This is a genomic window from Streptomyces sp. NPDC093094 (assembly GCF_044754345.1).
Classification (GTDB): Bacteria; Actinomycetota; Actinomycetes; order Streptomycetales; family Streptomycetaceae; genus Streptomyces.
The window spans coordinates 335,904-356,058 of record NZ_JBIVOX010000002.1 but is presented as its reverse complement, the minus strand read 5'-3'; the positions used below and the strand labels follow the sequence as shown (position 1 = coordinate 356,058).

The 20,155-nt window shown below is 73.7% G+C and carries 16 protein-coding genes; 10 read left to right on the top strand and 6 right to left on the bottom strand.

The window, feature by feature from the left end:
* The first annotated feature begins 91 nt into the window (after nt 1–91).
* The 3 genes from ACIQGV_RS04415 (at nt 92) to ACIQGV_RS04405 (ending at nt 2,874) form a co-directional block, all read left to right on the top strand.
* Complete coding sequence (locus tag ACIQGV_RS04415; RefSeq protein WP_402490293.1) at nt 92–292, top strand: hypothetical protein; 201 nt, start codon at nt 92–94, stop codon at nt 290–292.
* A complete protein-coding gene (gene malQ, locus ACIQGV_RS04410) occupies nt 293–2,530 on the top strand; it encodes a 4-alpha-glucanotransferase (protein ID WP_402490290.1) in 2,238 nt (745 codons plus the stop codon).
* An 86-nt stretch (nt 2,531–2,616) separates the two neighbouring features.
* A complete protein-coding gene (locus tag ACIQGV_RS04405; RefSeq protein ID WP_402490287.1) occupies nt 2,617–2,874 on the top strand; it encodes a hypothetical protein in 258 nt (85 codons plus the stop codon).
* 481 nt (nt 2,875–3,355) lie between these two features.
* Here ACIQGV_RS04405 and ACIQGV_RS04400 read toward each other — a convergent pair whose 3' ends face one another.
* Nucleotides 3,356–3,796 carry a GNAT family N-acetyltransferase gene (locus ACIQGV_RS04400; RefSeq protein WP_402490284.1) on the bottom strand — a complete coding sequence of 147 codons (441 nt, stop codon included), beginning with the start codon at nt 3,794–3,796 and terminating at the stop codon, nt 3,356–3,358.
* A 17-nt stretch (nt 3,797–3,813) separates the two neighbouring features.
* Nucleotides 3,814–4,341 (bottom strand): MarR family winged helix-turn-helix transcriptional regulator, encoded by a 528-nt coding sequence (locus ACIQGV_RS04395; RefSeq protein WP_402490280.1) that lies wholly within the window; start codon nt 4,339–4,341, stop codon nt 3,814–3,816.
* Nucleotides 4,342–4,514: 173 nt separating this feature from the next.
* Between ACIQGV_RS04395 and ACIQGV_RS04390 the strand changes: the two genes are divergently transcribed.
* Nucleotides 4,515–5,864, top strand: a complete 1,350-nt coding sequence (locus tag ACIQGV_RS04390; RefSeq protein ID WP_402490277.1) for an MFS transporter — start codon at nt 4,515–4,517, stop codon at nt 5,862–5,864.
* 36 nt (nt 5,865–5,900) lie between these two features.
* Nucleotides 5,901–6,842 carry an EamA family transporter gene (locus ACIQGV_RS04385; RefSeq protein WP_402490275.1) on the top strand — a complete coding sequence of 314 codons (942 nt, stop codon included), beginning with the start codon at nt 5,901–5,903 and terminating at the stop codon, nt 6,840–6,842.
* A 245-nt stretch (nt 6,843–7,087) separates the two neighbouring features.
* Here ACIQGV_RS04385 and pepN read toward each other — a convergent pair whose 3' ends face one another.
* Nucleotides 7,088–9,661 carry an aminopeptidase N gene (gene pepN / locus ACIQGV_RS04380; RefSeq protein WP_402490272.1) on the bottom strand — a complete coding sequence of 858 codons (2,574 nt, stop codon included), beginning with the start codon at nt 9,659–9,661 and terminating at the stop codon, nt 7,088–7,090.
* Nucleotides 9,662–9,870: 209 nt separating this feature from the next.
* On the opposite strand from pepN, the gene ACIQGV_RS04375 reads away from it, so the two are divergent.
* Complete coding sequence (locus ACIQGV_RS04375) at nt 9,871–10,341, top strand: DUF1203 domain-containing protein (protein ID WP_402490269.1); 471 nt, start codon at nt 9,871–9,873, stop codon at nt 10,339–10,341.
* Nucleotides 10,342–10,371: 30 nt separating this feature from the next.
* Here ACIQGV_RS04375 and ACIQGV_RS04370 read toward each other — a convergent pair whose 3' ends face one another.
* Nucleotides 10,372–11,397 (bottom strand): aspartate-semialdehyde dehydrogenase, encoded by a 1,026-nt coding sequence (locus ACIQGV_RS04370; RefSeq protein WP_402490266.1) that lies wholly within the window; start codon nt 11,395–11,397, stop codon nt 10,372–10,374.
* Nucleotides 11,398–11,515: 118 nt separating this feature from the next.
* The gene (locus ACIQGV_RS04365) at nt 11,516–13,828 is read right to left on the bottom strand and encodes a TerD family protein (protein ID WP_402490264.1); all 2,313 of its coding nucleotides are present in this window, start codon (nt 13,826–13,828) and stop codon (nt 11,516–11,518) included.
* A gap of 112 nt (nt 13,829–13,940) precedes the next feature.
* Between ACIQGV_RS04365 and ACIQGV_RS04360 the strand changes: the two genes are divergently transcribed.
* The 4 genes from ACIQGV_RS04360 (at nt 13,941) to ACIQGV_RS04345 (ending at nt 16,702) form a co-directional block, all read left to right on the top strand.
* Entirely contained in the window at nt 13,941–14,474 is a 534-nt protein-coding gene (locus tag ACIQGV_RS04360; protein ID WP_402490262.1) for an RNA polymerase sigma factor, read from the top strand.
* 1 nt (nt 14,475) lies between these two features.
* Nucleotides 14,476–15,303: a hypothetical protein gene (locus tag ACIQGV_RS04355; RefSeq protein WP_402490259.1), complete on the top strand. Its 828-nt coding sequence runs from the start codon at nt 14,476–14,478 to the stop codon at nt 15,301–15,303.
* 62 nt (nt 15,304–15,365) lie between these two features.
* Entirely contained in the window at nt 15,366–15,887 is a 522-nt protein-coding gene (locus ACIQGV_RS04350) for an RNA polymerase sigma factor (RefSeq protein ID WP_402490256.1), read from the top strand.
* Nucleotides 15,888–15,889: 2 nt separating this feature from the next.
* Nucleotides 15,890–16,702: a hypothetical protein gene (locus ACIQGV_RS04345; RefSeq protein ID WP_402490254.1), complete on the top strand. Its 813-nt coding sequence runs from the start codon at nt 15,890–15,892 to the stop codon at nt 16,700–16,702.
* An 85-nt stretch (nt 16,703–16,787) separates the two neighbouring features.
* Here ACIQGV_RS04345 and ACIQGV_RS04340 read toward each other — a convergent pair whose 3' ends face one another.
* Nucleotides 16,788–20,072, bottom strand: coding sequence for a S8 family serine peptidase (locus ACIQGV_RS04340; protein ID WP_402490251.1), 3,285 nt, complete (start codon nt 20,070–20,072; stop codon nt 16,788–16,790).
* Between the last annotated feature and the right edge of the window lie 83 nt (nt 20,073–20,155).

Here is a 20,155-nt window from a genome sequence, read left to right as displayed (position 1 = left end):
CGGTAGTCGTCGTCCGTGACGTCTGCGGTCGTGTCCGCTGGGTAGGGCAAGCGTTAGTCCCATGTCCCGCTATGGACCAAGGAGGCCCCCCGTGGCCGCATCCGCGTACCTTCTGCTCCCGGCCCCGTCCAAACGCCCGGCGGAGCCCACCGCCGAGCCCGTGCGTGTGTTCTCCGCCGAGAGCGTCTGCTCCCAGACCCCGCTGACCAGCGAACCCCCGCTGCCCGACGCCGAACCCCTCACCAGCGAACCGCCGCTCGCCGTCCCGGACGCCCACTCCACGAGGCCGTAGATGACCGCATCCAGCCCGGACCGGCCCCTGGACGAGGAGCTGGCCCGACTCGCCGAACTGCACGGCGTCGCCACCTCCTACCGTCCCTCCCCCGACCGCACGGTGACGGCCTCGCCCGTCGCCGTCACCCGGGCGCTCGCCGCCCTCGGCGTCGACGCGGACACACCGCAGGCCGTACGCGCCGCCCTCGCCGCCCGCGAGCGGGAACGCGCCGCACGGCTGCTCCCGCCGGCCGTGGTCGCCTGGCAGGGCGGCGCCCCGCCCGAGGCCGTCACCGCGCTCCCGCCGGGGACGCGTCTGCGGATCGGGACGGAGGACGGCCGGGAGCGGACGTTCGAGGCACCCGGCGACGCCGGACCGGCCGGGGACGGGCTCGCGGGACTTCCGTGCGGGGTGCACCGGCTGACGGCCGACGCCGCCGACGGGCGTGCCGCCGAGGCGTGGCTGATCGTCGCCCCAGCCCGGCTGACGGCGCCCTCCGGGCGGTCGTACGGCCTGCTCGTGCAGCTCTACTCCCTGCTGTCGCGACGGTCCTGGGGGATGGGCGACCTCGGGGACCTGGAGGAGCTGACCGCCTGGGCCGGGCGGACGCTCGGAGCGGGGTTCGTCCAGGTCAACCCGCTGCACGCGGCCGTGCCCGGTACGCCGACCGACCCCTCGCCCTACCGGCCCTCCTCCCGCCGCTTCCCCGACCCCGTGCATCTGCGCGTCGAGAACGTCCCCGAGTTCGCCCATGTCGAGGACCGTGAGCGGATCGCCGGCCTGCTCGAACGGGCCGCCCGGCTCAGGGAGTCCGTGCTGGACAAGGGCGCGCTGATCGACCGGGACGCCGTGTGGGAGCTCAAGCGCGAGGCCCTGGAACTCGTCCACGCCGTGCCGCTCGGACCCGGACGGGCCGCCGCCTACCGCGACTTCCTGGCCGGGCAGGGGCCCGCCCTGGAGGACCACGCCACCTGGAACGCGCTCGCCGAGGTGTACGGCGGTGACGTGCAGCTGTGGCCCGAGGCGCTGCGGGATCCCCGCTCGGCCGGCACCGCGCGCGCCCGGACCGAACTGCGGGACCGGGTGGACTTCCACACCTGGCTGGCCTGGCTGACGGACACCCAGCTCGTCGCCGCGCAGCGCGTCGCACGCGAGGCGGGGATGGAGGTCGGGATCGTGCACGACCTCGCCGTGGGGGTGCATCCCGGGGGAGCCGACGCCTGGGCGCTCGGGGAGTTCTTCGCCGCCGGCATGTCGGTGGGGGCCCCGCCCGACGCCTTCAACGCCCGCGGCCAGGACTGGGGGCTGCCCCCGTGGCGGCCCGACCGGCTGGCCGCGTCCGGCTACGCGCCCTTCCGGGCCCTGCTCAGAGCCCTCTTCCGGTACGCGGGCGCCCTGCGCATCGACCATGTGATGGGCCTGTTCCGGCTGTGGTGGGTGCCGCAGGGGCTGCCGCCCACCGAGGGCACGTACATCCGCTACGACGCCGAGGCCATGCTCGCGGTGCTCGTGCTGGAGGCGTCCCGCGCGGGCGCGGTGGTCATCGGGGAGGACCTCGGGACCGTCGAGCCGGGTGTGCGGGAGGCGCTGCGCGAACGGGGGGTGCTGGGGACGTCGGTGCTGTGGTTCGAGCGGGACTGGGACGGGGACGGGCTGCCGCTGCCTCCCTCGGCCTGGCGGGCGGACTGTCTGGCCACCGCCACCACGCACGATCTGCCGCCCACCGCCGCCCGCCTCACGGGTGAGCACGTCGAACTCCGCGACCGGCTGGGGCTGCTGGCCCGGCCGCTGGCCGACGAACGGGACGAGGCCGCCACCGACGTCGCCCAGTGGCTGGCGGTGCTCACCCGGCTGGGCCTGCTGGACGGCGGCGGGCCGCAGGGGACCGGAGCCGTCCCGGCGGAGGAGGCAGGGACGGTCCCGGCGGAGGAGGCGGGGACGGTCTCGGCGGAGGAGGCGGGGACGGTCTCGGCGGAGGAGGCGGGGACGGTCTCGTCGGAGGAGGCCGAGGTCCGGGCCGTCCACCGCTTCCTGCTGAGCACACCCGCCCGGCTGGTCGGCGTCTGGCTGCCGGACGGCGTCGGCGACCGGCGCCCGCAGAACCTGCCCGGCACCTGGGACGAGTACCCCAACTGGCGTCTGCCCGTCGCCGACGCGGCGGGGCGGCCGGTGCCCCTGGAGGAACTGGCCGGGTCACAGCGGCTGCGCGCCCTGGCCGAGGTGCTGCGGGAGGGGATCCGGCGGCCGGGGGAGTGAGGGCGGGAGGGGCACGCGACGGGGTCCGGTCCTCATAACGGACCCCCGGGCGCGCGGCCCCGACCGGCGTTCGCTAGTTTGGCACCGTGGACAAGAAGAACGCCCTGCGCGCCGGCGCCCTGGCCGCCGGTACGACGCTGATGATGCTGCTCATGTCGTCCCCCGCGCTCGCGCTGACGCGTGACGACGGTGACGACCCCGGCACGGGCCTGAGCGTCATCGAGACGCTGGGCCTGTTCGTGATCCTCCCGATCGCCATCTTCGCGGCGATCGTGGGCCTCGTGATGGTCCTGGACCGGTCCGCCTACCGGGTCACCAAGCCCAAGGCCAAGGCCCGAGCCTGACCCGACCTGCCACCCGCTCTTCCCGAGGGCGCCGCTCCCGCCGTACGCACGGCAGGGACCGGCGCCCTCGGTCCTTCCCGGCCTCTTGCCGCGGGGCCTCCGGCACCGCCCCCGGCCCCGCCGTGACCGTCGCCGGCACCGCCCCCGCCGTGACCGTCGCCGGCACCGCCCCCGCCGTGACCGTCGCCGGCACCGCCCCCGGCCCCGCCGTGACCGTCGCCGGCTCCGGCTCCGGCCCCGCCGTGACCGTCGTCGGCTCCGGCCCCGCCGTGACCGTCGCCGGCTCCGGCTCCGGCCCCGCCGGCCCGCTCCGCCCTCCCGCTTGCACCGCCTGCCGGCCGTGGAGCGCCGGAGCGCCGGTCGAGCGACCGCCGTACGACGCCGCCGGTGCGGCCGGACGGGTACGTCGTCCGGGCGGGGGGCCGGGCGGCCCCGGAGGAGACCGAGGCCGCTCTCGCCGCCCGCGTGGGCCGAGCGCGGTTCAGGCCGGCTCGCGGACCATGAAGACGTCCACCGGGTCCTCGCTCTCCGTCACGAACCCCGCGCGCTCGTAGAGCCGCCGGGCCGCGCTGCCGCTGAGGACGTTCAGCCGCACGCGCGTGCCCGCGCGGTCGCAGCGGTCCAGCAGGGTGTGCAGGACGGCCGTGCCGACGCCACGGCCGTGCAGGGCGGGGTCGAGGTAGAAGTGCTCCAGCCAGTGGGCGTCGCCGGCCGGGCGCAGGGCCACACAGCCGGCGAAGGCGCCGGCGGCCTCGATCGTCCAGGTGTGCGCGGGCTCGAAGCCGTCGCGCAGCCGCTGCCGGACGCGGTGGTCGTCGTAGCGGCCGAGTCTTTCCAGGTCGGGCCGCATGACCACGGCCCGCAGCTCGGCCACCGCCTCGACGTCCGCCGCCGTGGCCGGCCGCATCTCCCAGTCCGTCACGAGTCCTCCTGATCCCGCTAGTCCCGGCTGTCCTGCGTGCCCGCGAGCAGCTTGCGCAGCAGGCCGGCCAGGCGTTCCGCCTCGGCGTCGTCCAGGGCGGACAGCGCCTCGGTCTGGAGGTCGAGGCCCGCGCCGACCGCCTGGTCGATCAGGGTGAGGCCCTGCTCGGTGAGGGTGACCTGGAGGCCGCGGCGGTCGTGCGGGTCGGGGGAGCGGCGCAGCAGGCCGGCCCGCTCCAGCTTGTCCAGCCGGCCGGTCATGCCGCCGGTGGTGAGCATGAGGGTGGAGGACAGCCGGCGCGGCGAGAGGGTGTAGGGCTCGCCGGCGCGGCGCAGGGTGGCGAGGACGTCGAACTCGCCGCGGGAGATCCCGAACTGTCCGTACCTCTTCTCCATCCGGTCGCCCATGGCACGGGAGAGCCGGTAGATGCGGCCGAAGACCTCCATCGCCCTGGTGTCGAGGTCGGGCCGGACGGCCGCCCACTGGCCGATGATCGCGTCGACCGCGTCCCGGGGACGGTCCTGGGGGTCGGGGTTCGGGTTCATGGCAGGAGTATCCGCTTCCGCTCGGTGGGCTGCAAGAAAGTGGCTCACGAGAAAGTAGATGGGCAGGAAGTTGCTTAGGGGAAAGTAGCTTGACTGAGAGTTGCTTAGAGCTAAGCTACTTTCCGTCAAGTCATTCCGGCGGGTCTCGCGCCGGACCGTCGCAGGGGGCCGACATGCGTCACAAGGACCAGCGCGTACCGGGGGAGTGGGCGCTGCCCGTCGCCGCCGCCGTCAACGGCGTCGGAACGGGCCTGTACATCCCCTTCACCCTGGTGTTCTTCCATCACGTCACCGGGCTGTCCTTCGCCGCCGTCGGCGCGGTCCTCACGATCACCGGGCTGGCCGGGCTCGGCGCGCTCCCGCTGGCCGGGGCGGCGATCGACCGGTACGGCGCCAAGCGGATGCTGTACGCGCTGTACGCGGTGCGGGTGGTGGGCTTCGCGCTGTACCCCTTCGCGGACTCCCCGGCCGCCTTCGCCGCGGTCGCCCTGGTCACCGCGGCCGCCGACCGGGCCTTCCCGGCCGTCAACCAGTCGCTGATCGGCGAGATCGCCCGCGGTGAGGCGCGTGACCGGCTCCAGGCCGCCACGCGCGCGCTCCAGAACGGCGGCAACGGTGCCGGAGCCCTGCTGGCCACCGTGGTCGTCGCCCTCGCGGGCCCGGTCGGCTACACCTACGCGGCCTGGGGCAACGCCCTGACGTTCGCGCTCGCCGCGCTGCTGGTCCGCCCGCTGAAGCCGGTGCGCTCCACCGGGGAGGGCCCCGCGCCCCGGTCCGGTGCCGGCTACCGGCTCGTGCTGGCCGACCGGCCCTTCCTGGTCGTCACCGGCGCCAACTTCCTCAACGCGCTCAACTACTCGGCCCTGTCGGTGCTCTTCCCGCTCTTCATCGTCCAGTGGCTGAACGGCCCCGACGTCCTCACCGGGTCCGCCTTCACCGTCAACACCGTGCTGTGCGCGGCCGCCGGGGTGTACGTCGGCTCCCGCGTCCGGCGGACCGGCGCCCGGCGCACCCGGGCCGCGGCGCTGGGCGGCGCCCTCTTCGCCGCCGCGTTCGCCGCGAACATCGTGCTGGGCACCGTACGGCCCGCCGACGACACCGTGCTGGGTGCCGCGCTGGCGGTGGTGGTCGTCGTCTACACCCTGGGTGAACTGATCCACAGCCCGGCCGCCGAGGTGCTGGCGGTGTCGGCGGCCCCCGAGGCGGTGCGCGGCCGGTACATGGCGGCTTACCAGATGTCCTGGTCGCTGGCGAAGGCCGTGGCGCCCTCGCTGTTCACCGCCCTGCTCGCCCTCGACGGCCGCGCCCCCTGGGCCGTCCTGATCGTCACCTCGGCCGTCGCCGCCGCCCTGCTGGTCCGCGCCGAGCGCCGGCTGCCCGCGGAGGCGGTCCGGCCGGCACCGGTCACGGTCGCCGCCGGCCCCGCGGCGGCGAAGCCCGCCGCCGGTGCCGCCGGTGCCGCCGGTGCCGCCGGTGCCGCCGGTGCCGCCGGTGCCGCCGGTGCCGCACCGGTCACCGTCTGACCCCGACTTCCCGCCGCACAGGAAGGACCACCCGTCATGAAGCGGTCCGCGACCGTTCTGCTCACCGCGCTCGCCCCGGTCTCCTGGGGCACCACCTACGCCGTCACCACCGAGTTCCTGCCCGCCGACCGCCCCCTGTTCACCGGCCTCGTGCGGGCCCTGCCCGCCGGGCTGCTCCTGCTGGCCCTCGCCCGGGTGCTGCCGCGCGGCGCCTGGTGGGGGAAGGCCGCGGTGCTGGGCGCGCTGAACATCGGGGCGTTCTTCCCGCTGCTGTTCCTGTCGGCCTACCGGCTGCCGGGCGGCATGGCCGCGGTCGTCGGGTCGGCCGGCCCGCTGTTCGTGGTCGGGCTCTCGGCGGTGCTGCTCGGGCAGCGGGCCACGCTGCGCGCGGTGCTCGCCGGGATCGCGGCGGCGTCCGGCGTCAGCCTGGTCGTGCTGAAGGCGGCCGGGGCGCTGGATCCCGTCGGTGTGCTGGCGGCCGTCGCCTCGACCGCGTCGATGTCCGCCGGCACGGTGCTCACCAAGAGGTGGGGCCGCCCCGAGGGCGTGGGCCCGCTCGCCCTGACCGGCTGGCAGCTGACCGCCGGCGGCCTGCTCATCGCCCCGCTCGCCCTGTTCGTCGAAGGTGCCCCGCCCGCGCTGGACGGCCCCGCGATCGGCGGCTACCTCTACCTCGCGCTGGGCAACACGGCGGTGTCGTACTGGCTGTGGTTCCGCGGCATCGGCCGGCTGAGCGCCACCCAGGTCACCTTCCTCGGCCCGCTCTCCCCGCTGACCGCCGCGGTCGTCGGCTGGGCGGCGCTCGGCCAGGCGCTCACCCCGGTGCAACTGGCGGGCATGGCACTGGCGTTCGGGGCGACGATCACCGGACAGCTCGGCGCGGGACGGTCCGCGCGCACCCCGCGACCGTCCGGTCCCGCCGGGAAGAACGACCAAAAGCCTCCGGCGGCCATGACGAAGGCCGCGCTGCGGCGGTAGATCCAGCCGGCCGGCATCCGTCCGCGGACTCGCTCCCGCCCCGCTCGGCGGTCCCGCCGCCTCGCGCGGCCCGGCCGACGGCGCGCGGCCCGGCTCCCGCGGTCAGCCGGGCACGAACGCGTACCGGACCCGTGGGGACGCCCCCCGACCATGACGGCGACTCCGGGGCCGCGGCGCACGACCCCGGCACGACGGAGGGCGCCCGGCCCCGGTCGGTGACCGGGGCCGGGCGCCCTCCGAAGGGGTTACGCGGTGGCGGCCGCGTCCGCCGCCTGGGCGCGCAGGGCGCGCTCGACGCCCGAGCGGGACTCCGAGACCAGACGGCGCAGCGCGGCGCCCGGCTCGGCGGACGCCAGCCACGCGTCCGTGCGCTCCAGGGTGTCCTGCGAGACCTGGACCGCCGGGTACAGGCCGACCGCGATCTGCTGGGCCATCTCGTGCGAGCGGGACTCCCACACGTCCTTCACCGAGGCGAAGAAGCGCTCGGTGTAGGGCGCGAGCAGCTCACGCTGGTCGGTCTGCACGAAGCCGGCGATCACCGCCTCCTGCACGGCGTTGGGCAGCTTGTCGGACTCCACGACCGACGCCCAGGCTTCCGCCTTGGCCTCCGCGGTCGGACGCGCGGCACGGGCGGTCGCGGCGTGCCGCTCGCCGGCGGCCGTCCTGTCCCGCTCGTACTCGCCCGCGATCTCCGTCTCGTCGAACCGGCCCACCGCCGCGAGCCGCTGGACGAACGTCCAGCGCAGCTCGGTGTCCACGACCAGGCCCTCGACCGTCTGGGAGCCGTCCAGCAGAGCCTCCAGCAGGTCCAGCTGCTCCGGGGTGCGGGCCGTCGCCGCGAAGGCACGCGCCCAGGCCAGCTGGTGGTCCCCGCCCGGCTCGGCCGAGCGCAGATGGGCCAGCGTGGCGTCCGTCCAGCGGGTCAGCAGCGCCTCCCGGGCGGCCGGGTCCGCGTACAGGTCGATCGCCAGCTTCACCTGGCGGTGCAGCGACTGCACCACACCGATGTCCGACTCCTTGCCGATGCCGGACAGCACCAGGGACAGGTAGTCGCGGGAGGCCAGCTCCGCGTCACGGGTCATGTCCCAGGCCGACGCCCAGCACAGGGCACGCGGCAGGGACGCCTCGAAGTCGCCGAGGTGCTCGGTGACGAAGGCCAGCGACTGCGCGTCCAGGCGGACCTTGGCGTAGGACAGGTCGTCGTCGTTGAGCAGCACGACGGCCGGGCGCGCCCGGCCCACCAGCTCCGCCACCGCGGTCAGTTCGCCGTCCACGTCCAGCTCGACGCGGTCGGTGCGCACCAGCTTGCCCGCCTCGTTCACGTCGTACAGGCCGACCGCGACGCGGTGCGGGCGCAGCACCGGCTCGCCCTGCGCGCCGGCCGGGAGGGCCGGGGCCTCCTGGCGGATCGCGAAGGAGGTGACGACCCCGTCGGCGTCCGTGGAGATCTCCGGGCGCAGGATGTTGATGCCGGCCGTCTCCAGCCACTTCTTCGACCAGGTCTTCAGATCGCGGCCGGAGGTCTCCTCCAGCGCGGTCAGCAGGTCGCTGAGCCGGGTGTTGCCGAACGCGTGGCGCTTGAAGTAGGTCTGCACGCCGGTGAAGAACTCGTCCATGCCGACGTAGGCGACGAGCTGCTTGAGCACCGAGGCGCCCTTGGCGTAGGTGATGCCGTCGAAGTTGACCAGCACGTCGTCCAGGTCACGGATCTCGGCCATGATCGGGTGCGTGGAGGGCAGCTGGTCCTGGCGGTACGCCCACGTCTTCATGGAGTTCGCGAACGTCGTCCACGAGTGCGGCCAGCGCGACTCGGGGTGGTACGCCTGGCAGGCGATGGAGGTGTACGTGGCGAACGACTCGTTCAGCCACAGGTCGTTCCACCACTCCATGGTGACCAGGTCGCCGAACCACATGTGGGCCAGCTCGTGCAGGATGGTCTCCGCGCGCAGCTCGTACGCCGCGTCCGTCACCTTGGAGCGGAAGACGTACTGGTCACGGATGGTCACCGCGCCCGCGTTCTCCATCGCGCCCGCGTTGAACTCCGGCACGAACAGCTGGTCGTACTTCTCGAACGGGTACGCGTAGTCGAACTTCTCCTGGAACCACTCGAAGCCCTGCCGGGTCACCTCGAAGATGGCGTCCGAGTCCAGGTGCTCCGCGAGGGACGGGCGGCAGTAGATGCCCAGCGGCACGCTCTGGCCGTCCTTCTCGTACACGCTGTGCACCGAGTGGTACGGGCCCACGATCAGCGCCGTGATGTACGACGAGATCCGCGGCGTCGGCGCGAAGACCCAGACGTTGTCCGCCGGCTCCGGCGTCGGCGAGTTGGAGACGACCGTCCAGCCCTCGGGCGCCTTCACCGTGAACTGGAAGGTGGCCTTCAGGTCGGGCTGCTCGAAGGACGCGAACACCCGCCGGGCGTCCGGCACCTCGAACTGCGTGTACAGGTACGCCTGGTCGTCGACCGGGTCGACGAAGCGGTGCAGGCCCTCGCCGGTGTTGGTGTAGGCGCAGTCCGCGGCCACCCGCAGGACGTTGCGGCCCCGGAGCAGACCGGGCAGCGCGATCCGGGAGTCCGCGAAGACCTCGGCCGGGTCCAGCACGTCGCCGTTGAGCGTGACCTCGTGGACGGCGGGCGCCACCAGGTCGATGAACGACTCCGCCCCGTCACGGGCGACGTCGAAGCGCACCGTGGTCACGGACCGGTAGGTGCCGCCCTCCTGCGCGCCGGAGAGGTCGAGATCGATCTCGTACGAGTCAACGGTGAGCAGCTCCGCCCGCTGCTGCGCCTCTTCGCGAGTCAGGTTTGTGCCAGGCACGCGGTCATCTCCTCGGTCCACCTCGTATGTGTCGGTCCGGCCATCCTTCCATGCGCGTGGGCCGATCCGGGCTGGCCGAGGCCCGTCCCGGGCGAGGCGAGGGGAAACCCTCTGCCGGGTGAACCGCACAGCCGCCGGCACAGGGACACGGGGAGCACGATGTCCGGATTCCGCCGGTGCGCGAGGCGCCTCGCGGTGACGCTGGGTACATGACGACCTACAGCGCACGGCCCGTGGAGGCATCGGTCCTGAAGGAACTGTGCTCCGCCGACGACGCGGGGCGCGAGACGGTTCCCGTGACGGACGAGGAGGGAGGCGCGCCGCTGCGCTGCTGTCTGCGCAGAAGCCGCCCGGGGGAGCGGATCGCGCTGGTCGCGTACGCCCCGCTGCGGCGCTGGGCGGCGGAGACGGGCGTGGACCCGGGCGCGTACGACGAGCAGGGCCCGGTCTTCGTCCACGCCGGGGAGTGCACGGGTTTCGAGGGCGGGAACCTGCCCTTCACCCAGGCCCGCCGGGTGCTGCGGCGCTACTCCGCCGACGGCCGCATCCTGGGCGGACGGCTCGTGGAGAGCGGCTTCGAGAAGGCCCTCCGGGAAGCGTTCGACGACCCGGCCGTGGCACTGGTCCACGTCCGGGCCGTCGAGTACGGCTGCTTCCTCTACGAGGTCCGCAGACTTTAGGACCTGCGGACCCCCGGGGCCCGACAGCCCCTAGGCGCGGGCCGCCTTCAGTTCGGCGGCGACCAGCTCCGCGATCTGGACGGCGTTCAGCGCGGCGCCCTTGCGGAGGTTGTCGTTGGAGATGAACAGGGCGAGGCCGTGCTCGACGGTCTCGTCCCTGCGGATGCGGCCGACGTACGACGGGTCCTGGCCGGCGGCCTGGAGCGGCGTCGGGATGTCGCTGAGGGCCACACCGGGGGCGCCGCCGAGCAGCTCGGCGGCGCGCTCGGGGCTGATCGGGCGGGCGAAACGGGCGTTGACCTGGAGGGAGTGGCCGGAGAACACCGGCACGCGCACACAGGTGCCGGAGACCTTCAGCTCCGGGATCTCCAGGATCTTGCGGGACTCGTTGCGGAGCTTCTGCTCCTCGTCGGTCTCGTTCAGGCCGTCGTCCACGACCGAGCCCGCGAGGGGGAGGACGTTGAAGGCGATGGGCCGCTTGTAGACACCCGGCTCCGGGAAGTCGACGGCCGCGCCGTCGTGGGTGAGCTTGTCGGCGTCGGCGATCACCTTCAGCGCCTGTCCGTGCAGCTCGGCGACACCGGCCACGCCGGAGCCGGAGACCGCCTGGTAGGTGGCGACGACCAGCGCCTCCAGACCGGCCTCCTCGTGCAGCGGGCGCAGCACGGGCATGGCGGCCATGGTGGTGCAGTTCGGGTTGGCGATGATGCCCTTGGGGCGGTCGGCGATCGCGTGCGGGTTGACCTCGGAGACCACCAGCGGCACCTCGGGGTCCTTGCGCCACGCCGAGGAGTTGTCGATCACGACCGCGCCCTGCGAGGCGACCTTCTCGGCCAGCGCCTTCGAGGTCGCGCCGCCCGCCGAGAAAAGGACGATGTCCAGGCCGGAGTAGTCGGCCGTCGCGGCGTCCTCCACCGTGACACCGTCCAGGACCGTCCCCGCCGAGCGGGCCGAGGCGAACAGGCGCAGCTCGTCGAGGGGGAAGTCCCGCTCCGCGAGGATCCTGCGCATGACCGTGCCGACCTGGCCGGTGGCTCCGACGATTCCTACCTTCACGGGGACTCCTCTGCGTGACGTGCCTGTGTGCGCCCAGACGGCCGGGACTCTTCCATCATGCGGGGGACCGGGGCGTATATGTCCAATCGTTTGCCCGAGGGGTGGACCGCCACTCCTGTCACGGGCGCAGCCCGAGCACCCACTCGCCGTGCGAGCGGACCTGGAGGATCGCGCTCCGGACACGGTACGGGCCGGAAGATCCGGTGATTTTCCGGATCGGGAACAGGTTTTCGTCCAGTTCGTAGATCTGTGTCCCGTCCTTCGTCGAGGCGACCGACAGCTCCGTCTCGGGTCCGGTGTGACGTACGACTCCGTACCAGCCGCCCTCGGTGCGCGCGCCGAGCACGGGGGCCGCGTCGAGGGGGACCGGTTCCAGCCGCCAGGTCGTGTGCTCGGCCGTGGTCACGGTCACGAAGCAGGTCCCGCCCGGGTCCACCCACACCGGCCCCGTCACGGGCCGGCCCCGGCCGACCGTGTCGGCGATCGAGGCCCGCTTGCCGAGGGGGTGGTTCATGGCGTCCGCGGCCAGCGGGTGGATCTTTCCGCGGGTGGACGTCCGCTGGAGCGTCATCAGCGTGGGCGGCCCGGGCCAGCGCAGCACGCTGGAGCCCTGGCCCTCGGCCGGGCCGGTGAGCAGCGGCGCCTCCTCCTCGGGCAGCAGGGTCAGGCTCCACCCGCCCCCGTGCTCCACCCGCAGGGTCTGCTCGGCCTCTCCCCGGGCGAACAGCATGCGCACGCCCCGCACGCCGTGGTGCACGCCGTTGAGCCACTCGTCCTCGTCGCCGTAGGCGTCGATGCCGACCACCGCGAGCATCAGGCGTCTCACCTCGCCCTCGAAGGCGTACCGCACCAGCGCCGGCCGGCCCGGCCGCGGGTTGACCAGGGTGACGGTCTGCGTGCCCCGTCCCGCGTAGACACCGGTCCTGCGGCCCGTCTCCGCGTCGTGGAAGGGCCGTGGGCCCGTCCGCTCGGCGCGGCGGGGCGCGGGGGCCTTCGGTTCCGGCTCCGGCGCGCGGGCGGGCAGCGGGTCGAGGGTGAGGTCCCACTCGTTGACGCCGTGCTCCACGACGAGCAGGAGCGGGCCCTCGGGAATCCGCACGGTCTTCTTGATCCTGCCGTCGCCGGCGTGGAGGTACCGGTCCTTCTTGAGGGGGGTGCTGTCGTCGGCCTTGTAGTAGTTCAGGCTGAACCACTGCTTCTCGCGGTCCCTGACCCGGATCTTCACCTCGGCCTCGGTGCCGCCTCCGTAGGCGAAGACCTCGGGGCCGCGCCCCCGTACCGTCCCGGGGCCGATCCCGCGGGCCGTCGACAGGGGGCGCACGGTGAGCGTCCACTCCCCGTTGCTGCGCACGATCAGCTTCACCGGGCCGCCCTTGCGGGGCGGCACGAACAGGGTGCTGCCGCGCCGGTCGGGCAGATCGTGGCCGAAGACGTGGTCGGCCCGACCGGGCATCTGGACGTAGATCGACTGGTGCCGGCCCTCCGCCACCTGCGCCTCCATGATCACGGGCGCGCACTCCGGCGGGAACGGGATGTCCACCGTGACCATGACCTTCTCGACGCCGGTGTCCGATCCGGCGCCGGAGACCGTGTACGGCTCGAAGTCGAAGAAGCCGGGGCCGTGGAACGGGGACTCCTCCCGGGCGGCGGGCTCTGCGGGAGCCGGTTCCAGGACCGGGGCCGATTCCAGGGTCGGTTCCGGGGCCGGGGCCGGTTCCGCGGCGGGCCGCGCCGCGTCGGACCGGGTCTTCGAGAGCCCGCCCACGGCCCGCTCCGGCACGGCGGGCACGGCGGGCACGGCGGGCACGGCGGGCGCCCCGGCCCCGGCCGGTCCCGAGGGCACTCCCGGCGGGGCCGAGCCGGCCTTCGCCACGCCCGTCAGCGGGACCGGGCCCGAGGACGCCGCCGCCCCGGGGTCCACCCCGAAGTCGGCCGCGAGCCCGGCCGGCCCCGAGTCGTAGCCCTGGCCCACCGCGCGGAACTTCCACGCCCCGTCGCGCCGGTAGAACTCGCCGAGGACGAAGGCCGTCTCGCTGGAGGCGCCGGTCACCGCGTAGTGGGCGGCGACGGTGCCGTCGACGGCGACGGCCCGCACGTGCAGTCCGGATATCTCCCCGAAGGTGCCCCCGTCGCAGGAGCCCGCGATCACCACGCGCCGGACCTCGGGCTCCACGGCCGGCAGATCAAGCTCCAGCCACTCGGTGAACCGGCCCTCGCCCGGACCGGATCCGAGGTGACGCACCGCGCCCGACCGGTGCAGCGGCCTGCGGTGGAGAACGAGGTCGGCGTCGCCCCGTACCCGGCCGGTGGCGTCCAGGAGCAGGGCCGAGGCCGCCACGGACGGAGCCCCGGGGACGGCGTCGCGGCCGACCGCGACTCCCAGGAGAGCGGCGGGGACAGGGGCGTTGGCCCCCTTGGTGAGGTGCGTCATGGGGATCATGCTGACAGCGGGGAGGAAGTGAGGAAAACATTCCGCCGACCGGTCCGAACGTTCCCGCCCCCTCGCGCGTCGTAGAGGAAACGCGGCGAGAAGAGGGGGCGCTGTGCTGCGCAGAAAGGCCCGCCGCGTCCAGGGGGCGGACCACGCTGTGGCCGATCCGCTGGACGCGGCCCAGGAACGCAGGGTGCGAGCCGTGCTCGCGCTCGGCGGGGTGCCGCAGACGGACCTGATGGACGGGGTGCAGCAGGTCCGTCTGCGGCTGCTGGAACGGGCGGCGAGCGGGCGGGAGGCGCCCCGGGACGTGTCCGCGTGGGCGGCCGTGGTGGCTTCCAACCTCGCGATGGACTGGCACCGGGCCAAGCGCCGCCAGGAGCGGCTCGGGGAGCGGCTGGCGTCCCTGCGGCAGACGGACCTCCCCTCCGGCGAGGACACCAGCCTGCTCTCCCTCGCCGTCGCCCGGGGCCTGGACGAACTGCCCGACGCCCAGCGTCAGGTGATCGTCCTGCGCTTCTACGCCGATCTGCCCGTGCGCGGGATCGCCGAGGAACTGGGCATCCCCGAGGGCACGGTCAAGAGCAGGCTGCACACGGCGGTCCGGGCCCTGCGCGCCCGGCTGCACGAGGACGAGGTGGTGTGACGTGTCCGTCGAACATGACGGCTACGACGGCTACGACGGCCACGGGGCCTTCGGAGGCATCGACGGAGAAGGCCCCGATCCGCTGATGGCCGTCATCGCCGGCGAGCAACTGCCGGACGAGGTCCGCGCGGACGCCGCCTTCATGGCCGAACACCGTTCGGCCGAGGCCGATGTGGCGCTGCTGCGCGAGCACCTGGGCCTGATCGGCCATGCCCTCGGCGAACCCGCACCCGAGGCCGCATCCGCATCCGCATCCGTATCCGCATCCGTATCCGAAACCGCACCCGAGCCGGTCCCGGTCCGGGTCCCCGTGCGCCGCCGCCGGCCCTTCGTCCTCGGGGTGCGCGCCGTGGGGGTGGCGTGCGCGGTGGGCGTGTTCTCCCTCCTGGGCTGGCTCGTGGCGGGGTCGGGAGCGGGCGACGGGGCCGCGGACTCCGGCACGGCGAGCAGCGCCGCGGCGGACGAGAAGTCCGGCCCCGGTGCCGCCGAGGACCTCTCCGCCCCCGGGTACGTCGCCTGCGCCCGGCTCATCGCCGAGGGCGACGTGACGGCCGTGGACCCCGTCCCCGGCGCCGCCCGGGACCGGATCACCCTGCGCGTCACCCGCTACCTCAAGCCGGAGCGCGGCGGGCGGCCGGAGGTCACCTTCGTCATGGACCGTGACGTCGACCCCCGTCTGCGCGAGGGCGACCACGCCCTCGTCAGCATCCCGGGGGGTGCCGCCTCGCCGGACATCTGGAGCGTCGGCACGCAGGACGTGGCGAGCAGCCGCGCCTGGATCGGCGAGGCGCTGCCGGAGTCCCGCGACCTCGCCTGCGACCGTCCCTGACGGTGATCGAACGATCCGTGCGGCTCCCGCGTCATAGGAGAAACACGATCGAGAGGAACACGGTGCCGACGAGGAGTCTCGGGGACGCGGACAGCGATCCGCTGGACGCGGTGCAGGCGGACCGGGTCCGTGCCGTACTGGCCCTCGGCGGAGTTCCCCAGGACGACCTCCAGGACGGGCTCCAGCAGGTGCGGCTGAGACTGCTGGAGCGCCGGGCACGGGGCGAGGAACCGCCGCGTGACGTGGGCGCGTGGGCGGCGGCCGTCGCCTCGAACCTCGCCGTGGACTGGCACCGCGGCAGGCACCGGCAGGAACGGGTCAGCGAACGGCTGACCCTGCTGACCGCGCCGGACACGCTGGTCGCCGACGGCCCGGAGAACGGCCTGGTGGCCCTCACGGTCGCCGAGGGCCTCGACGCCCTGCCCGCGGCGCAGCGGCAGGTGCTGGTCCTGCGCTACTACGCCGATCTGTCGGTGCCGCAGATCGCCGAGCAGCTCGGTGTCCCGCTGGGCACGGTCAAGAGCCGGCTCTACGCGGCGGCGAAGTTCCTGCGGCAGCGGCTGTGCGCGGAAGAGACGGTGTGAGGATGGACGAGGACGACGAGCTGATGGCGGTCCTGCTGGGCGAGCCCGCTCGCGGGAAGGACGGAGCGGCCGCCGAGCGGCATGCGGCCGCGGAGCGGGACATGGCCGTCGTGCGGGAGCAGTTGCGGTGGATCGGCGACGGACTGGTCCGCAGCGCCGCCGCGCCCCGGCGACCGGAGCCGCGGGACCGGCGGGAACGGCAGCCGGGGCAGGGGCCGCAGGACCGGCAGCCGGAGCAGGAGCAGCAGGAGCAGCAGGAGCAGCAGCCGGAGCAACAGGAGCAGGGGCAGGAGCAGCCGGAGCGCTCCGGGCGGTCGCGCAGGCGGCGCCGGCTGGGTGCGCTCGTCCTCGCCGCGTCCGTGGCCGTGGCGCTGCTGGGGACCGGGGCGGCGTATCTCGTGGCCCACAACGGGAGCCTGGACGGCGGGGGCGACGCCCTGCTCACCGAGGAGGGGCTGATCGCCTGTTCCCGTGACATCGCCGAGGGCACCGTGGCGGACGTCCGGCGGCTGGGCGGGGGCGACCGGTTCAGGATCGTTCTCGACGTGGAGCGGTCCTACAGACCGGCGGAGAAGAAGGAGCGCCTGGTCTTCACCGACGAGGGGCCCGGTGTCCCGGACTACTACACGACCGGGGCGCGCATGCTGGTCCTGGTGTCCGGCGAGTCCGGCGAGCCGCCGCAGACCTACCGGGCCGGCGACCCCTGGACCGAGGGCGGGTCCGGAACGGGCCGTGACGCCCTCGACCAGGGGCGGCGGACGGTCGAGCGGTCCCTGGCGGGCGCGCGGGACCTCACCTGCTCCGGCACCGGCTGACCCGGGGCCGCGCTTCCCGCGGCCGAAGGACGGGAAAGGGGCGGGCGCCCGTCACGGACGCCCGCCCCCGGTCGTGCCACAGGTGTTACGGCGTGACCTTCTCGATCTTCACCTGGCCGAGGCCCGCGACGGTGCCGCGTGCGTTGACCAGCGAGACCTGGCCGAAGAACGCACGTCCCTCGGGGGCCGCGGCGGCCGCGGTGACCTTGCCCGTGAAGGTCGCCGAGGCGCCCGTGCCGAGCCGGACCGGGTCGGTGGCGTCCACCGAGACCGAGCCGAGCGCGCTGGAGAAGAACACGTCCAGGTAGTCGTACCCGGTGGTGCCGGCCGGGACGGAGTAGCCGTCGACCTCGATGCGGTAGGTGCCCGCCACCGGGTTCTTGACGGAGACGGCCTCCTCCGAGTCACCGTCGGCGGAGCTGGCGACCTTGGTGCCGGCCGCGTCGTAGACGGCCAGGTCCAGGTCGGCGGCGGCGTCGGAGACATTGCCGATGGCGACGTCCAGCGAGGCGGCGCCCGCGGGCACCTCCACCGTGGTGACGTGCAGCTCGCCCTGCTTGATGGCGGGACGCGTGGACTTGGACGAGCCCAGCGGGCCGCCGACCAGCTTGCCGTCGAGGGCGGCGAACTTGTTCGTCACCTTCCAGGAGGCGGGGGCGGGCGTGCCGACCTTGGCCTCGGGAAGGGTCACGGTCTCCGGGTCGAAGGCCGCGCCGAGGACGGCGACGTCCAGCTTGAACGGGTTGTCCAGCAGCGGCGACGTGCGCCGGGACTCGACCTCGATCTCCCAGACGCCCGGCTGCGGGTCGGCGTAGGAACGCACGTCCGGCTTGCAGCCGTTGCCGTCGAGGTAGTTGTTGTAGCAGTACGGGGTGCCGGTGTTGTCCGACGGGACGCCGTAGGGGTGGATGGCGACGAAGCGGGTCTGGCTCTTGCCGGACAGACCGCCGATCGCGACCTCCAGCGCCTTCGCGCCCTCGGGCACCGTCACGAAGTACGACTTGTGGGCGTTGCGCTGGACCGAGGAGGACGCCGAGTAGGTGTGGTTCAGCGGCGCCGAGACCACGACCGTGGACAGGATCTGGCGGTCGATGCCCTCGGTGCGCGGGTCGTCGAGCTCCAGGATGGCGCTCTTGAGACCGGCGGAGCGGGGGGCGGCCTCGACCTTGACGGTGACCGGCTGGTTCAGCGGCAGCCGGATCTCGTCGGAGCCGACGATCCGGAAGGTGCGGTCCGCGTTGTTCTCGAAGTGGAGCTCGTGGCGGATCGCGCGGTCCTCGCCCGTCGTACGGGTCAGGGTGATCTCGTACGTCTTCTTCTGGCCGGCCTTCAGGCCGCCCTCACGGTCGTAGAGACCGGTGCCGAAGCCCGGGGTCTTCAGGAACTGGTCGATCGCGGTGTCGACCGGCGCCTTGACCGTGTACTGGTGGGCGGTGGCGCCGTCCAGGATCGCGTCCCAGGCGTCCGGGATGTTGATCAGACCCGCGCCCTCGGCGTACGCCTGCACACCGGGGATGTGGTCGGCGGTCGAGGTCAGCGCGGTGCGCAGGGTGGCCGGGGTCAGCTCGACGCCCTTGCGCTTGGCGGCGGACAGCAGCAGCGCGGAGGCGCCGGCGGCCTGCGGGGAGGCCATCGAGGTGCCCTGGAGCATGGAGTAGCCGGCCGGGAGCTGGTAGCCCGCCTCGGTGACCGGGCCGCCGGGCAGCCAGGTCTGGGTGGTGTTGATCGAGGCACCCGGGGCGACCAGGGTCGGCGTGAAGCCGCCGTCCTCACGCGGGCCGCGCGAGGAGAAGGGCAGCATGGCGTACCTGGTCTCCACGGCCGAGCCGTAGTTGGCGGCCCAGGTCTCCTTGGAGATGGACGCGCCGACCGAGATGACCTTGTCGGCCAGACCGGGGTCGCCGATGGTGTTGGTGCCGGGGCCGGAGTTGCCCGCGGAGATCACCAGCTGGACGCCGTAGGTGTCGATCAGGCGGGTGTACAGCTCGGCGCGGGCGTTGTTGCCGTCGTTGAGCGCCGGCAGACCGCCGATGGACATGTTGACGATGTCGACACCGCGCTTGGTGACGAGGTCGATCATGCCCTCGGTGAGCGCGACGTTGGTGCAGCCGCCGGTCCAGGTGCAGGCGCGCGAGGAGACGATCTTCGCGCCGGGGGCCGCGCCGTTCATCCGGCCGCCGAACAGGCCGTGGGCGGCGGTGATGCCGGCCACGTGGGTGCCGTGCTCGGACTCGATCACGCCGATGTTGACGTAGTCGGCCTTGGCGCCGGCCGCGTTGTAGACGACGTCCTTGCGGATCTCGACCACGAACGGCTGACGCTCGGCGACGTCGGTCGCCGGGTCGTCGGTGCCGAACCAGCCGATCTGGAAGCCGTCCTTGTACGGCTTCATCGCCTCGTCGTCGCTGAAGTCGTTGTTGTTGTCCAGGTCGACCCGCACGGTGCCGGCGGCCGCGTCGTAGAGCACGCCCCAGACGTCGGTGGTGTCGCCGTCGCGGTTGGCGTCGCCCTTGGCGTCGCCGCCCGCGGTGTAGGACTCGCGGAACAGGTTGAACTGGTAGCTGCCCGCCGGGGCCTTCCAGTCGGCGCCCGCGACGGTGAAGGCGGGGCCGCTGACCGGGGTGTTCATCCGGCGCCAGGTGAGGTCCTGGTCGTTGACCGGGTCGGTGGCGGTCACCCAGTCGACGATCTTGCGCTCGCCGGTGGTGGTCTTCTGCAGGGCCGGGTGGCCGAGGTCGACGCCCGAGTCCAGGATGCCGATGGTGACTCCGCGGCCGTCGGCCTTGGGGTGGTCCTCGACGAAGTCGACCGCGCCCGTCTCGAAGGACGGGTTGTACGGGTTCTCGGCCGGGGTCTTCTTCCCCGGGGCCGGGTAGCTGCCCGCCGTCGCGGCGGGGGCGCCCTTGGCCTTGTCGGCGGCAGGCGTCGGGTCGTCCAGCGCGATCTCCTGGCGCAGGTCGATGCCGTGCACGGAGGAGAGCTTGGCCGCGGCGGAGATGGCCGCGTCCGCCTTGGCGGTGGGGACGGTGGCCCGGACGTAGCCGAGCCTGTCGTCGGTGCGGCCGACCAGGCCGCCGTCGAGGGAGTCCAGCTGGCCGGCGACCTGCTCGGTCTGGCCGGGCGCGGTGGCGACCATCAGCGTGACGGTCTTGTCGCCGTCCGCCTTGGCCTCGGCCAGCAGGTCGGCGTCGTCCGAACCGAGCTTGGCCTGGGCGGATTTGACACCGGAGTCGGCGGCGAGCGGGCTCGAGTCGTCGGCGAAGGCCACCGGGATCGGCGCGCACAGCGCGGCCACCAGACCTGCGGCGACGGCTATGCGAGCCGTGCGTCTGGTGGCCGATATCGACTCGCGCCGGGGGGTGTTGGTCATCGGCATCCCTTGCACGTAAAGGACAGAGGAGTCCGGAATGCGGTCCCGGACGGTCGCTCAGCCTTTCGTAAGGGAAGGGCTTT

Excerpts from the sequence above, each read along its gene's own strand:
- ACIQGV_RS04340 (WP_402490251.1), bottom strand. The coding sequence starts at position 20,072 with ATGACCAACACCCCCCGGCGCGAGTCGATATCGGCCACCAGACGCACG.
- ACIQGV_RS04375 (WP_402490269.1), top strand. The coding sequence starts at position 9,871 with ATGACGACCTACAGCGCACGGCCCGTGGAGGCATCGGTCCTGAAGGAA.
- ACIQGV_RS04385 (WP_402490275.1), top strand. The coding sequence starts at position 5,901 with ATGAAGCGGTCCGCGACCGTTCTGCTCACCGCGCTCGCCCCGGTCTCC.
- malQ (WP_402490290.1), top strand. The coding sequence starts at position 293 with ATGACCGCATCCAGCCCGGACCGGCCCCTGGACGAGGAGCTGGCCCGA.
- ACIQGV_RS04390 (WP_402490277.1), top strand. The coding sequence starts at position 4,515 with ATGCGTCACAAGGACCAGCGCGTACCGGGGGAGTGGGCGCTGCCCGTC.
- ACIQGV_RS04345 (WP_402490254.1), top strand. The coding sequence starts at position 15,890 with ATGGACGAGGACGACGAGCTGATGGCGGTCCTGCTGGGCGAGCCCGCT.
- ACIQGV_RS04365 (WP_402490264.1), bottom strand. The coding sequence starts at position 13,828 with ATGACGCACCTCACCAAGGGGGCCAACGCCCCTGTCCCCGCCGCTCTC.
- ACIQGV_RS04395 (WP_402490280.1), bottom strand. The coding sequence starts at position 4,341 with ATGAACCCGAACCCCGACCCCCAGGACCGTCCCCGGGACGCGGTCGAC.